This is a genomic window from Sphingopyxis sp. (assembly GCF_035565275.1).
Taxonomy (GTDB): domain Bacteria; phylum Pseudomonadota; class Alphaproteobacteria; order Sphingomonadales; family Sphingomonadaceae; genus Sphingopyxis.
In genome coordinates, this window is the sequence record NZ_DATMST010000275.1 from 1 (window position 1) to 12874 (window position 12874).

The 12874-nt window shown below is 66.4% G+C and carries 11 protein-coding genes and 1 pseudogene; 5 read left to right on the forward strand and 7 right to left on the reverse strand.

The window, feature by feature from the left end; genetic code table 11:
• Both VN047_RS18310 and VN047_RS18315 read left to right on the forward strand, forming a co-directional pair.
• Positions 1-261 (forward strand): annotated as a pseudogene (locus VN047_RS18310) (formimidoylglutamate deiminase); the annotation flags it as partial.
• Entirely contained in the window at positions 258-941 is a 684-nt protein-coding gene (locus VN047_RS18315) for a UTRA domain-containing protein (RefSeq protein WP_325545197.1), read from the forward strand. The pseudogene VN047_RS18310 and the gene VN047_RS18315, both read left to right, overlap by 4 nt.
• A gap of 16 nt (positions 942-957) precedes the next feature.
• On the opposite strand, the gene VN047_RS18320 is transcribed toward VN047_RS18315, so the two are convergent.
• A complete protein-coding gene (locus VN047_RS18320) occupies positions 958-2544 on the reverse strand; it encodes a Na+/H+ antiporter (protein WP_325545199.1) in 1587 nt (528 codons plus the stop codon).
• Between the two features lie 355 nt (positions 2545-2899).
• On the opposite strand from VN047_RS18320, the gene VN047_RS18325 reads away from it, so the two are divergent.
• Both VN047_RS18325 and VN047_RS18330 read left to right on the forward strand, forming a co-directional pair.
• Positions 2900-3676 (forward strand): SDR family NAD(P)-dependent oxidoreductase, encoded by a 777-nt coding sequence (locus VN047_RS18325; protein ID WP_325545216.1) that lies wholly within the window; start codon positions 2900-2902, stop codon positions 3674-3676.
• A 192-nt stretch (positions 3677-3868) separates the two neighbouring features.
• Positions 3869-5710 (forward strand): arylsulfatase, encoded by a 1842-nt coding sequence (locus VN047_RS18330; RefSeq protein WP_325545201.1) that lies wholly within the window; start codon positions 3869-3871, stop codon positions 5708-5710.
• Here VN047_RS18330 and VN047_RS18335 read toward each other — a convergent pair.
• Entirely contained in the window at positions 5630-6568 is a 939-nt protein-coding gene (locus VN047_RS18335) for a formylglycine-generating enzyme family protein (RefSeq protein WP_325545202.1), read from the reverse strand. The two genes, VN047_RS18330 and VN047_RS18335, sit on opposite strands and share 81 nt — an antisense overlap.
• Positions 6568-7194, reverse strand: a complete 627-nt coding sequence (locus tag VN047_RS18340) for a TetR/AcrR family transcriptional regulator (protein WP_325545204.1) — start codon at positions 7192-7194, stop codon at positions 6568-6570. Before VN047_RS18340 ends, VN047_RS18335 begins: the two co-directional genes overlap by 1 nt.
• A 120-nt stretch (positions 7195-7314) precedes the next feature.
• Between VN047_RS18340 and VN047_RS18345 the strand changes: the two genes are divergently transcribed.
• A complete protein-coding gene (locus tag VN047_RS18345; protein ID WP_325545206.1) occupies positions 7315-8949 on the forward strand; it encodes a sulfatase-like hydrolase/transferase in 1635 nt (544 codons plus the stop codon).
• On the opposite strand, the gene VN047_RS18350 is transcribed toward VN047_RS18345, so the two are convergent.
• The 4 genes from VN047_RS18350 to VN047_RS18365 all read right to left on the reverse strand — a co-directional run.
• A complete protein-coding gene (locus VN047_RS18350) occupies positions 8946-10958 on the reverse strand; it encodes a CapA family protein (RefSeq protein ID WP_325545208.1) in 2013 nt (670 codons plus the stop codon). The two genes, VN047_RS18345 and VN047_RS18350, sit on opposite strands and share 4 nt — an antisense overlap.
• A gap of 9 nt (positions 10959-10967) precedes the next feature.
• Positions 10968-11393, reverse strand: a complete 426-nt coding sequence (locus tag VN047_RS18355) for a VOC family protein (protein ID WP_325545210.1) — start codon at positions 11391-11393, stop codon at positions 10968-10970.
• A gap of 1 nt (position 11394) precedes the next feature.
• Positions 11395-12246 (reverse strand): dienelactone hydrolase family protein, encoded by an 852-nt coding sequence (locus VN047_RS18360; RefSeq protein ID WP_325545212.1) that lies wholly within the window; start codon positions 12244-12246, stop codon positions 11395-11397.
• Between the two features lie 2 nt (positions 12247-12248).
• A partial coding sequence (locus VN047_RS18365) for a gamma-glutamyltransferase (RefSeq protein ID WP_325545214.1) occupies positions 12249-12874 on the reverse strand: 626 nt, incomplete at its 5' end.

Sequence of the window (12874 nt, forward strand, 5' to 3'; positions counted from 1 at the left end):
GGCGGCGCCCGGGCGCTCGGCGTCGATGCGGGGCTGGCGGTGGGGCAGGTCGCCGACATCGTCTCGCTCGACATGGATCATCCGGTTTTCGCGGGCGCCGACGAGGCCACGCTGCTCGACCGCTGGATTTTCGCGGGGCGCGCGGGAACGATCGATCGCGTCTGGCGCGCCGGGGTCAAGCGGGTCGAGAAAGGGCGTCATGTCGATGGCGCGGCGATCGCCGCCGCCTATCGCAAAAGCATCGAGCGCATCGTCGCATGACCAGGGCGGCCCCGAATCCCGGACGCCGGATCCGCGAGGATATCGAAGGCCGGATCCGGTCGGGTGAATGGCGTCCGGGGACGCGCATCCCGATCGAACAGGAGCTGGCCGCGCGCTATGGCTGCGCGCGTGCGACGGTCAGCAAGGCGCTCGGCGAACTCGCAGCGGCGGGGCTTGTCGAGCGGCGGCGCAAGGCGGGGTCGTTCGTGGCGCATCCACCCGTCCATTCGGCGGTGATGACGGTGCCCGATCTCGCCGAACTGATCTCGGCACGCGGCGAGGCCTATCGCTGGGAAGCGCGCTCGATCAGGCGCGGGCGCGTCGGCGCCGCGCTGCACATCGAGGGGGTGCATTTCGCGGCGGACGAACCGTTCGCGCTCGAGCGCCGCGTCATCGAGCTCGCCGAAGTTCCCGCCGCCGCGGACACCGATTTCATGGTCGAGGCGCCGGGGACCTGGCTGCTCGCGCATATTCCGTGGACATCGGCGCGGCACGTTATTCGCGCAGTCGCGGCGGTCCGCGGCGAGGCGAAATCGCTGGGCGTGGACAACGGCACGCCGTGCCTCGAACTCGAACGCGACACATGGCGCGGCGACCGCGCGGTCACCCATGTCCGGCAATTGTTCCGCGGCGACCGGTTCGACCTCGTCGCCGAGTTTCAGGCGGGGGGTATGAAATAGCGGATTTCCGGCCCCGTCAGTCGTCTCCGCGCTGAAACGTCATCGCCATTTCTTCGAGGTCGAGGTCGCGTTCGAGCTCGTGGAGCACCTCGTCTTCGATCAGCCCTGCGCGATGGATCCGGATCAGCTCCTCGCGACCGGCGGCGATGGCCTGAAGCAGGACGTCGAAATGGGGACGCAGATTCTCCATCGCGGTGCTGGCGTCCTGCTCGTACCTTTCCATGAACTGCATGCGCTTGCGATGCTCCGCGAGCATCTGGGGATGGATCAGCGTGCCGTCGGCGTCGTAGGCGAGCTTTTCGATGACCTGCATCCGGGCCCGCGCCATGGCGGCTTCGGCCGCGGGCATCGCCATTTTCGCGGGCGGATCGGCATCGACCGGCCGGACCTTGCGAATGAGCGCGCCAAGGCTCGATCCCTGTACGACCACGGTGACGAAGATGACCGCGAAAGCACAGATGAGCATTAGGTCGCGGCCGGGCATGTCGACCGGCAGGGTAAGCGGAACCGCGAGCGTCACGACCCCTCGCATCCCCGCCCAGCTGAGGACGGTTGCCTGCCGCCATCCCAGAGGGCGCGCGCGTTCGAGCCCGGCCTTTCGCGCAATCCCGAGAATGGCCTCTGACCCGAATATCCAGACGAAGCGCGCGACGGTGACCGTGGCGACGACCGCGGCGATCGCCAGGATCATCGACGCGGGGATGGCTTCGATTCCGCCAATGCGTTCGATTGCGCTGCGGAGCGAAAAGCCGATCAGGATGAAGACCATCGCCTCGAGGACGAACACCATGATCTGCCAGGCCGAATTGGCCCGCAGGCGGATGGCCGCGGGCAGGATCACATGCTGATACCAGCCCATGGCGAGGCCCGCGGTGACTGTCGCGATCACGCCCGACACATGGACTGCTTCACCGGCCAGATAGGCGGCCCAGCACAGCAGGATCGTGATGAGCATGACCAGCATCGGGTCGCGGAACCGTCTGGCGAGGAAAATCCAGCCCGCGGCAACCGCCGCGCCGACAATCACGCCGCCGATCGCGACGACGGCAAAGCTCTGGATCGCCTCGCCGGTGTGGAAGACGCCGCTGAGCGTCGCCGCGACGGCGAAGCGGAAAAGGATGAGCCCTGTGGCGTCGTTGAGCAGGCTTTCGCCTTCGAGCAACGCTTCGAGGCGGCGGGGCAGGTGGACGCCCTTCAACACCGCGCGTGCCGATACCGCGTCGGGGGGCGATACGATCGCGCCGAGCGCAAAGCAGGCGGCCCACGGAAGATCGGGAATGATCCAGTGGACGGCGACCCCGACGACGAGCGTGGTGAAGACCACCGCGCCCACCGCAAGCGACAATATGCCGGGAAGATGCCGACGAAAGCGCCCGAGCGCGGTATAATAGGCGCCATCCATCAGCAGCGGCGGCAGGAACAGGACGAGCGCCAGCTCGGGATCGAGCGAAATCGCGGGCAATCCCGGCATGAAAGCCAGCGCGCCGCCGCCGACGAGCAGCGCGGTGGCGGGGGGCCAGCGCAGCTTGAGCGCCAGCCAGTGCAGTCCGATGACGAGCGCCAACAGTCCGAGGACAAGCTCGAACGCCTCGACGGCGTGCATCGGCTAGGCCCGGTCCCTGGCGAGGTTGAACGGTGATGACATGTTGAGGCCCCTCATTTTTCGTCCAGTCTCACAGACGCCATTTGTGACGCCGTTTACGATGACGATCAATGCCGGAGATTCCGCAAATCGCGAAAGCTTGCAAAAGGAAGCCCTTTATCCCCCGCCCGCCGCGCCCGGCGGCCGCGACGGGGGATGAGGTTTGGTGTGCACAAAGAGAACATTAAGTGAACAAATCAGCTCCGTCAAGCCCTTTGCCGGGCTTTCCGCAGGCGTGCTCCCGCCGGTTGACGTGAACGTCAATCGGGACCAATGCCCGGGTCAGGACCTTGGGAAACGAAGGAACGGGAAAATGATGGCGGAGCAACCGAAATTCGACCTTACCGGCCGCGTGGCGCTGGTGACCGGGGCATCCTCCGGCCTTGGCGCGGGCTTTGCCAAGGCGCTGGCGGCGGCGGGGGCGAAGGTGGTCCTGGCGGCGCGGCGCGGCGACAAGCTCGCCGAACAGGTGGCCGCCATCGAAGCGGCGGGCGGCCGGGCGATCGCGGTCAGCATGGACGTCACCGACGAAACCTCGACCAGAGCGGCCTATGACGCCGCCGAGGCGGCGTTCGGCACGGTCGATACGATAATAGCCAATGCCGGCGTCGCGACCGAGAAAATGGCGATGGGGCTGTCGGTGGAGGACGTCGATTTCCTGCTCGCTGCCAATGTCCGCGGCGTCTTCCTGACCGCAACGGAGGGCGCAAGGCGGCTCGACAAGGCGGGGAGTCGCGAGAAGCAGCACGGCCGCATCGTCCTCATCGGCTCGATCACCGCCGAAAAGGTCTTTCCCGCGACATCGGTCTATGGCGCGACCAAGGCGGCGGTGCGCCATCTGGGGAAAGCGCTCGCGCGCGAATGGGCGCGGCGCGGGATCAGCGTCAATGTGATTCAGCCCGGCTATTTCGAATCCGAAATGACCGCCGAGCTGTTCGAGAGCGACGTTGGCGCGGCGATGGTGAAGAGCTTTCCGCGCCAGCGCATGCGGCCACCGAGCGACCTGCATGCGCCGCTGCTCCTGCTCTGTTCCGACGCTGCGCTCGGCATTACGGGGAGCGTGATCACGGTCGACGACGGGCAAACATTATGAGCGAGCTGCTCGTCGAGTGGCTTTGCCCTTCAAAGCACTCGCCGCCTTCCTCGAAAAACGCGCACCCGAATATCGCGAACGTTAAGGTTAAGCGCCCCTGCATCGCACCCATTGACTCGAAAATATATTGACATAGTAAGTGTCACATCCCGAGGGGGTGGGAGTGATGGCAGTGCGCAGGAGGACCACTAGATGCCGGGTCGCTTAGGCGGGTCCCGGCGTGCTGCCATCATCATAACCGGTGCGTTGCTCGCCGTAGCCACTGCGCAGGCGCAACCAGCCGCCCCGGTACCAAAGCATCCCAATATCGTGATCCTGCTCGCCGATGACTGGGGATTTTCGGACGTCGGTTCGTTCGGCTCCGAAATCGCGACGCCGAATATCGACGCGCTCGCGCGTGCGGGAATGCGCTTCTCGAACTTCCATGTCGCGGGGTCGTGTTCGCCGACGCGGGCGATGCTCCAGACGGGCGTCATGAACCACCGCAACGGGCTCGGCAACATGCCCGAGACGATCCCCGACCAGCATCGCGGCAAACCCGGGTACGACACGGTGATGAACCTGCGCGTCGTGACGATCGCGCAGTTGCTGAAGGCGGCGGGCTATCGCACCTATCTCACCGGCAAATGGCACCTTGGTAGCGATGCGAAGCGCTTGCCGCACGCGCGCGGTTACGACCGCGCGTACAGCCTCGCCGACGCGGGCGCGGACAATTTCGAGCAGCGTCCGATCGAGGGCATGTACGACACCGCCGCATGGACCGAGAATGGCAAGCCCGCGACCTTGCCGAAGGATTATTATTCGTCGCACTTCGTCGTGCAGCGGATGATCGATTATATCGAGGCGGATCGTCCAAGCGGCAAACCCTTCCTCGCCTCGATCAATTTCCTCGCCAACCATATTCCGGTGCAGGCGCCCGACAGCGACATCGCGCGCTATTCGGCGATGTACAAGGACGGCTGGACCGCGCTCCGCGAAGCGCGGGCAAAGCGCGCGGCGGCGCTCGGCATCGTTCCTGCGGGCGTACCGGTCGTGACGATGGCGACGACCCCCGACTGGAAGAAGCTCGACGCCGAAGAGCGCGCGGCGGCGGTGCGCGTGATGCAGGCCTATGGCGGCATGGCGACCGCGATGGACCGCGAAGTGGGCCGGCTCGTCGCCCACCTGAAAGCCACGGGCGACTATGACAACACGATCTTCGTTTTCCTGTCGGACAATGGTGCCGAGCCCACGAATCCGTTCCACAGCCTGCGCAACCGGCTGTTCCTCGGCATGCAGTACGACCTTGCGACCGCAAATATCGGCCGGCGCGGCAGTTTTGCAGCGATCGGCCCGGGCTGGGCGAGCGCCGCGTCATCGCCCTTGTCGGGATATAAGTTCAGCGCGGCCGAAGGCGGGCTGCGCGTGCCGCTGATCATCGCCTGGCCGGGCCATGCCGCGATCCGCGCCGGCGGGATCAACGACGGCCTCGCGCATGTCACCGACATATTGCCGACGCTGACCGAACTCGCCGGCGTGTCGGATCATGGCGGAAGCTGGCAGGGCAAGGCGGTCGAACCCGTCACCGGCCGCAGCCTCGCGCCCATGCTCAAGGGGCAGGCGGGCAGCGTCCATGGCGACATGCCCCTCGGCTACGAGCTCTCCGGCAACAGCGCGCTGTTTCGCGGCGATTACAAGCTGGTCCGCAATCTCGCGCCGACGGGCGACGGCAAATGGCGGCTGTTCAATCTGAAGACCGATCCGGGCGAAGCGCGCGATCTTGCCGCCGCCGAGCCCGGCCGCTTCGCCGCGATGATCGCCGACTATCGCGCCTATGCGAAGGCGAACGGGGTGCTCGACATGCCGGCGGGCTATACCGCCGACGAGCAGATCAACCGCTATGCCTTCGAACGGCAAGGCAAGCCGCGGCTGATCCGCCTCGGCCTGTGGGTCGGCGGGACCGTCGTACTGCTGTCAGCCCTTGTCTGGAACTGGCGTCGCCGGCGCCGGGCGCGCCGTGTCGATCAGACGAAACCCGATATGGTCGGTGCCTAGGCTGCGTTCCTGGAACTGGCGCGCGGCGGGACGGTAGCGCGCGCAATAATTGGCGGCGCAGAGGAAGCTGCCGCCCTTGATGACATTGTTCTCGCCGCCCGCCTTGCTCGTCGTCCATTCCCACACATTGCCGATCAGGTCGTGGACGCCATGATCGTCGGCGGGGAAGCAGGCGACCGGCGCGCGGCTGGTAAAGCCGTCGGTGCCCATGTCGCGAACGGGAAAGCTGCCCTGATAATAGTTGGCGCGCGGCGTGCCATCCTTGCCGACGGGGACGTTGCGGTCGGCGCCGCCCGTCGCGGCGGCAAGCTCCCATTGCTCCTCACTGGGAAGCGCCTTGCCCTTCCATCTGGCATAGGCGAGCGCATCGTCATAACCGACCTGCACTACCGGGTCGCGGTCGCGGCCCTCGATATTCGTGTCGGGCCCCGCGGGATGACGCCACCCCGCACCGACGACCCAGCGCCACCAGTTCGGATTGCCGTCGGTCGGCGCGGTGAACACCGCCGATCCGGGGATCAGCATTTCGGGCGGTGCCCCGGGCAGCTTCGGCGGATCCCGCTCGGCGAGCGTTTTGTACGCTGTTGCCTTCACGAATTCGGCAAACTCGGCGTTGGTCACCTCGTGCGTCGAAATCCAGAACCCGGCGACCCTGACCTCGCGCGCCGGGCCTTCCTCGGGCAAATGCGCGTCGGCGCCCATCGTGAAGGTCGCGCCGGGAATCCACGCATAATCCTGCTTCGGCATCGCCGGGCATTCGGGCGCCTTGGCTTCGGTAACGGGCGCGTCCCTTGTCTTGCCGCATGCGGCGAGCGCGCCGAGAAAGGCCAGCGACAGGATCACCGATGCTTTGCGCATCAGGCGTCTTCGACGATCGTCGCGAGCTGCGCCTCGACCATCTGCCCCATGACCGCCGCGGCATCCTCGGCCGACAGGCTCTGGTCGTGGCGCAGCGTACGCCAGGTGTGGAACGACAGCGCGGCGCACAGCGCCTCGACCGCGATGCGGTCGGTCAGGACCGGACCCGGAAGCAGGCGGAGGATCAGCTCGCGCTCGAGCATCACGACGCGGCTGTACTGACCCATCAGAAAGGGCGACTGATAGCGTTTGATGTTCGCCGCGAGCCGGAAGGGCAGGGTTGTCTCGAACACCCGCACACGCCGGCGGACGAGGTCGCGGACATTGGCGCGCCAAGGCTGGTCGGGATAGGGCGCCATGACCACCGGCATCACGCGCTCGGTGATCGTTCCGGTAATTTCGGCATAGAGCGAGTCCATGTCGTCGAAATGGCGGAATACGGTACGCAGGCCGATGCCCGCTTCTTCGGCGACGCGCGCCGCGCTCGGCGACAGGTCGCCGCCGACGATCAGTTCCATCATCGCCTCGACGATACGCTTGTGGCTCGAACGGCCACGCTCGCGGCGACCATCGACCCGCTTGGGCTCCGCTTTCGGCGCGCTCGATTTCCGGACCCCCGTCGTCATCTGTCCCTGCTGGCCCGGCTTCGCGCCGGGGTCAAACAATCTTGCGTATGCGGCAATAAAGTGACACATATAGTGTCAATTGTTTCGGAGCAACCCGAAGCGGCGGCGGAGAGGGCGAAAATGAATAAAAAATGGGTCGCACTTGGCGTTCTGGCATTGGCCGCGGCCGGCGGATACTGGGCGTTCGAGGCGAATAAATACCGCATTCCCGGTATCCTTCAGGACTGGCGCGATCCGGTGCAGCCGAACCGCACGGTCGCTTGGCAGCAGGGGCCGACGACGGCGGCGGAGGGGAAGCGGCCGCCCAACATCATCCTGATCGTCGCCGACGATCTCGGCTACAACGACATCAGCCTCAATGGCGGCGGGGTCGCGGGCGGGATCGTCAAGACGCCGAACATCGACGCGCTCGCCCGCGACGGGGTGAACTTCACCACCGCCTATGCGGCGAACGCGACCTGCTCGCCGTCGCGCGCGGCGATGATGACGGGACGCTATCCGACGCGTTTCGGATTCGAATATACCGCGGTTCCGATCGAATTCGCCGAGAATCTCGCGCATGGCGAAGGCGTCGGCCCGCATCGCGCGATCTTTCACAAGGAGCTGATCACTCCCGACATCCCCGCCTATCCCGACATGGGCGTGCCCGCGAGCGAGGTGACGATTGCCGAGGCGGTGAAGGCGGCCGGCTATCACACGCTCCACATCGGCAAATGGCATCTGGGCGAAGCGTCCGCACTACAGCCGCAGGAGCAGGGGTTCGACGAGAGCCTCGCGATCCTCGCCGGCGCCGGAATGTTCCTGCCCGAAGACGATGCGGACACGGTCAACGCCAAGCTGGTGTGGGATCCGATCGACCGCTTCATCTGGGCGAATCTGCGCCACGCCGTCACTTTCAACGGCAGCAAGCGCTTTCATCCGAAGGGCCACATGACCGACTATTTCGCCGACGAGGCGATCAAGGCGATCGAGGCGAATAAAAACCGCCCCTTTTTCATGTATCTCGCGTTCAACGCGCCGCACACGCCGCTGCAGGCGACGAAAGCCGATTATGCGAAGCTGCCCCGGATCAAGGATCACAAGACGCGCGTCTATGGCGCAATGATCGCGCAGCTCGACCGTCGCATCGGCGACGTGATGGCCAAGCTCAAAGAGGCGGGAATCGACGACAATACGCTCGTCATCTTCACCAGCGACAATGGCGGCGCCTGGTATAACGGGATGCGCGACCTCAATGCGCCGTTCCGCGGCTGGAAAGCGACCTTCTTCGAGGGCGGCATCCGCACCCCGCTGTTCATGCGCTGGCCCGCCGCGATCGCCGCGGGAACGCAGCGCGGCGACGTGACCGGGCATCTCGACATCTTCGCGACGATAGCCGCGGCGGCGGGCGCGACGATGCCGCGCGACCGGACGCTCGACAGCGAAGACATTCTTGCGGGTCCGGCCAAACGGTCCGCGATGTTCTGGCGATCGGGCGATTACCGCGCGGTACGCGCGGGCGACTGGAAATTGCAGGTGACGAAGCGCCCAGAAAAGGCGCGTCTCTATAACCTCGCTGCCGATCCGACCGAACGCCACGATCTTGCCGCAAGCGATCCGCAGCGCGTGGCCGAACTGCGCGCGATGATCGAGACGCAGAACAGGGGCATGGCAAAACCGATCTGGCCCGGCCTCGTCGAAGGGCCGGTGCGGATCGACGTGCCGCTCGATACCCCGTGGAAGGACGGTCAGGATTATATCTACTGGACGAACTAGTCCGGATCGCGGGAATGGGAGCGGCCGGGGTCGGACGTGCCGGTCGCGGGTGCATCGTCCCACGCGATGAAGGCGAGATCGTCGAGCGTCACTTGCGCCGCGCCCGCCATGCGCAGCGCGGGCCGGAGCGGCGGCGGCGCGTCGCCGGGACCAAGATCGACGTCGAAGCGGAAGCTTTGCCAGTCGCCCGCGGCGATCCGCACTGTCCCCAGCGATTGCAGCGGCGCGGTTTCAAGCGCCTTGGTCCGGCCTACGCCCTTGGGGTGCGCCTGGAACAGCGCTTCGAGTTCGACAGGCGTATCCGAGCGGACTCGGCCGACGAGCGAATAGCGGCGCGCGCCGTTCGGGCGGAAGAAGGTGGTGGGGGTCAGCGTCGCGGGCTTGCCCGGCTGGGGCTGGATTTGCATCGCCGATCCTCCGCCAAAGCCGCCCGTCGCGAAATCGATCGCGCCGCCCTCTACCTCCCAGCTCCGGTCGAGCGCGCCGTCGTAGCGCGCGGCCTCGAAATCGCCGCGCATCAGCAGGTCGCGGCCCGACAGGCGCGCCGGCGTCGCTTTGCAGCCGGAGGGCTTGGCAAGATCATACCGATAGGCAGTGATCTTGCCCTCCTGTGCGAACGGGCACAGCGTCGGCCGCGGCGACCGGACACCCGGCATGATCACGCCGTGGCCGCCGACGAGGCCGATCGTCGTGCCACGCTCCGCCGACAGATCGATGATCCGGCGCAGCGCGGCCTGCCGCATGCCGCCGGTCGCCGGGACCGGACGATAGCCGAGAATCTGGATCGGGATGATTTCGGCCCGGAACAGCGTGTCCCCGTCCATCCAGACCTTGAGCGCATAGGTCGCCTGCGTTTCGGGAAAATACTGGTCGAACAGGTAATTGCCGAGCGAATAGGCGATCAGCCGGCCCTTGTAGAGTTCGAGCCCGTGCGAAACGTGCGGATGGTGCGAGACGACGAGCACCGCGCCCTTGTCGATCGCAAGCTTCATCCGCCGTTCGCTGATGTCGGTCGGGCGGTCGCTATATTCGCTGCTGCCGTGATACTGGACGATCGGCAGGCGCCCTGCCGCGACCTCGCGCGTCACCGCAGCCTCGATATTCTCGTCGCTGCCGAATGCCGCGCCGCCCTTCGCCGTCTCGGCGACCTGGTTCGGCTCGACCTTGCCCTTCCAGCCGACGAAGCCGAGCATCGCATAGGGATGGCCGCCGATATCGAGCCGCGCGGCCTTCAGCGCCGCGGTCTCGTCCGCGCCCGCGCCCGACCAGGCGAGCTTCGCCGCGTCAAGCGCGGCGGTCGTCGCCGCGAGGCCGGGTTCGACGTAGTCGTAGACATGATTGTTGCCGAGGCTGACATAGTCGATGCCCGCGGCCGCGAGCGCTTTTGCCGCGTCGCTATGCGTATAGAAGACTACCGTCTTGTCGGGTGCGTCGCCGAGGTCGCTGGTCGCGAGCACGGTTTCGAGATTGAGCGAGGCGAGGTCGGCGCCCGCGAAATAGGGACGCATCGGTTCCAGCAGCCGCGCCATGTCGGCGGCGCGGCTTTCGGGACGGATCAGGACGCGCTCGCCGCTTATCGGCTTTTCGAAGCGGCGGCCCATCATCGTATCGCCGCCGAAGAAAAGCTCGGTCCGTCCCGGCGCACGCGCGACGACCTCGATCGGGGGCAAGGTGATGGCGTTGCCCGATGCGGCAAGCTCGCCGGCGCCGAAGGTGAAGGTCGCGTCGAAGATGCCAGGCCCGCGGACGCTCAGCCGGTAAGTATCGGCCTCTGCCACCATTGCCGCGATGCCGTCGTTGGCGATGCGCGCGGGCGTACCGTTGATGCGTATATCGAGTGCGGCGAGGTCGGTCTTGCCGCCCACGATCTTGAGCGAACCCGCGACCGTACGCGCCGGCAACGGTACGCTCACTGCGCTCTCGCTGGCGGCGAGCGGCGTGCATTGCGCCGCGCCGAAGGCAAGCGCGATCGCCGCGCCGGTGCTTTTCAGAAAGCTGCCGCCCCGCATGATCATCCCCTATTTCGCAAACAATTGGCCGAGATCGGCGAAGGCCTTGAATTCGAGCGCGTTGCCCGAGGGGTCGTGAAAGAACATCGTCGATTGTTCGCCCGGCTGGCCAGCGAAACGCGTGTGCGGTTCGATCACGAAGGTGACGCCATGGCGTTGCAAGCGGTCAGCTAGCGCGCGCCATTCGGCGGGAGGCAGGACAACGCCGAAATGGGGAACAGGCACCGCATGGCCATCGACGGGATTATGTCCCGCGATCGCGTCGCGCTTCGCGCCGACGCAATGCGCGACGATCTGGTGGCCGTAGAGGTTGAAGTCGATCCAGTCGCTGTCGCTCCGTCCTTCGGGACAGCCGAGGATGGCGCCGTAAAAATGGCGCGCGGCGTCGAGGTCGTCGACGGGGAAGGCGAAATGAAAGGGGGCGAGGTCAGCCATATCAGCGCTCCTTGAGAATCCCGGCAAGAAAAGCGAGGATCGATTTTTCGGTGGCCGCCTTGGCGTCGGCGTTGGCCTTTACCTTTTGGCGGCTTTGGGTCGGCGTGTCGTAGCTGTGGGTCGCGCCGGGGAAAGAGGTCAGGTCGATATCGCCGCCCTTCGCCCTGCTTTTGGCGACGAGTCTTTCGCACGATGCGGGCGAGACTTCCTCGTCGGCGCCGCCCATGAAGACGCGGACCGGGGCATAGGGCTTATAGCCCTGCTTTTCGAAACGGTTCTTGAGGCCGCAGCCCGGATAGAGCGATACGCCGGCCTGAAAGCCGATCTTGCGCATGTCGCCGGGCTTGTCGTCGGCCATCGCGGCAAGGGTGGCGCTGCCGCCGTTCGACCAGCCGAGCAACGCAACGCGGCCGCCGTCGACGTCGGGCCGCTGCTGCAGGTAACGCAGTGCGCCATAGGCATGGAGCGGGCGGTTCGTGACTTCGTCGACCGCGGCGGGGCGGTCCTTGTATGTGCCCGCCCTGAACCCGCCGGGGTAACCGACGGGCCCGAAATCATCGACCATCAGCGCGATATAGCCGCTGCGTGCAAGCAGGCGGCCCCACGCCTTGTGGCGCGCCGACAGTGTTTCGGCATCATATTTGCCGTCGGCGCGCGCCGAATAGGCGCCCGCGCGGCCGTGCATCATCACCACCGCCGGCGCATGTTCGGGTGCGTTCGCTGCCTTGAAGACATAGCCGTTCACCTCGGTCTTGCCGTCGCGGCTGGCGAACCGGACGGCTTCGACCGCCACCTGCTGCGCGGATGCGGGAACGGCGAAGACGATCGTGGCGGCGAGGGCGAACAGGCGCATGGTCAGTCCTTTGGCGGCAGGGTGATAGTGCGGGCGACGCCGTCGCGGCGCGGATCGGCGGCGCCGTCGAAACCGCCATTGCGGATCAGCACGCCGTGCAGGCCCGAATCCTCGCCCGATCCCGATCGCACCGTGACGCCGCGCCTTGCCATTTCGGCGCGCACGGAGGGGGCGAAGCGGCTTTCCTCGCCCGCGAAGCTCGCGCCGCGCGCGACGAGGTTGGGAAGCGCGACCGCGTCCTTCATCGGCAATTTCCAGGCGATCGCGCCAACGAGCGCTTTCGACACATAGCCAAGGATCGCATTGCCGCCGGGCGAGCCGATCGCGCCGGCGAGGCTGTGGTCGGGATTGAGGATGATCGTCGGCGCCATCGACGAGCGCGGGCGCTTGCCCGGCGCGATCGCATTCGGTCCCGACGGCACGAACGAGAAATCGGTCATCTGGTTGTTGAGGAAAAAACCGTCGACCATGCGCCCCGATCCGAAGAAGCTTTCGACCGTCGTCGTCATAGACACCGCATTGCCGTCGCCGTCGATGATCACGAAATGCGAGGTGCCGGGGACCTCGGCGGTCGCGTCGATCCGCGCGGGGACGGCGGCGGGCGGCGTACCGGCGGCCGGGGGTGCCC

Bases quoted from the DNA above. Each gene is read 5' to 3' on its own strand.
- VN047_RS18360 (WP_325545212.1), bottom strand. From the start codon at position 12,246: ATGCGCCTGTTCGCCCTCGCCGCCACGATCGTCTTCGCCGTTCCCGCA.
- VN047_RS18355 (WP_325545210.1), bottom strand. From the start codon at position 11,393: ATGGCTGACCTCGCCCCCTTTCATTTCGCCTTCCCCGTCGACGACCTC.
- VN047_RS18345 (WP_325545206.1), top strand. From the start codon at position 7,315: ATGAATAAAAAATGGGTCGCACTTGGCGTTCTGGCATTGGCCGCGGCC.
- VN047_RS18320 (WP_325545199.1), bottom strand. From the start codon at position 2,544: ATGCACGCCGTCGAGGCGTTCGAGCTTGTCCTCGGACTGTTGGCGCTC.
- VN047_RS18350 (WP_325545208.1), bottom strand. From the start codon at position 10,958: ATGCGGGGCGGCAGCTTTCTGAAAAGCACCGGCGCGGCGATCGCGCTT.
- VN047_RS18335 (WP_325545202.1), bottom strand. From the start codon at position 6,568: ATGCGCAAAGCATCGGTGATCCTGTCGCTGGCCTTTCTCGGCGCGCTC.
- VN047_RS18330 (WP_325545201.1), top strand. From the start codon at position 3,869: ATGCCGGGTCGCTTAGGCGGGTCCCGGCGTGCTGCCATCATCATAACC.
- VN047_RS18340 (WP_325545204.1), bottom strand. From the start codon at position 7,194: ATGACGACGGGGGTCCGGAAATCGAGCGCGCCGAAAGCGGAGCCCAAG.
- VN047_RS18315 (WP_325545197.1), top strand. From the start codon at position 258: ATGACCAGGGCGGCCCCGAATCCCGGACGCCGGATCCGCGAGGATATC.
- VN047_RS18325 (WP_325545216.1), top strand. From the start codon at position 2,900: ATGGCGGAGCAACCGAAATTCGACCTTACCGGCCGCGTGGCGCTGGTG.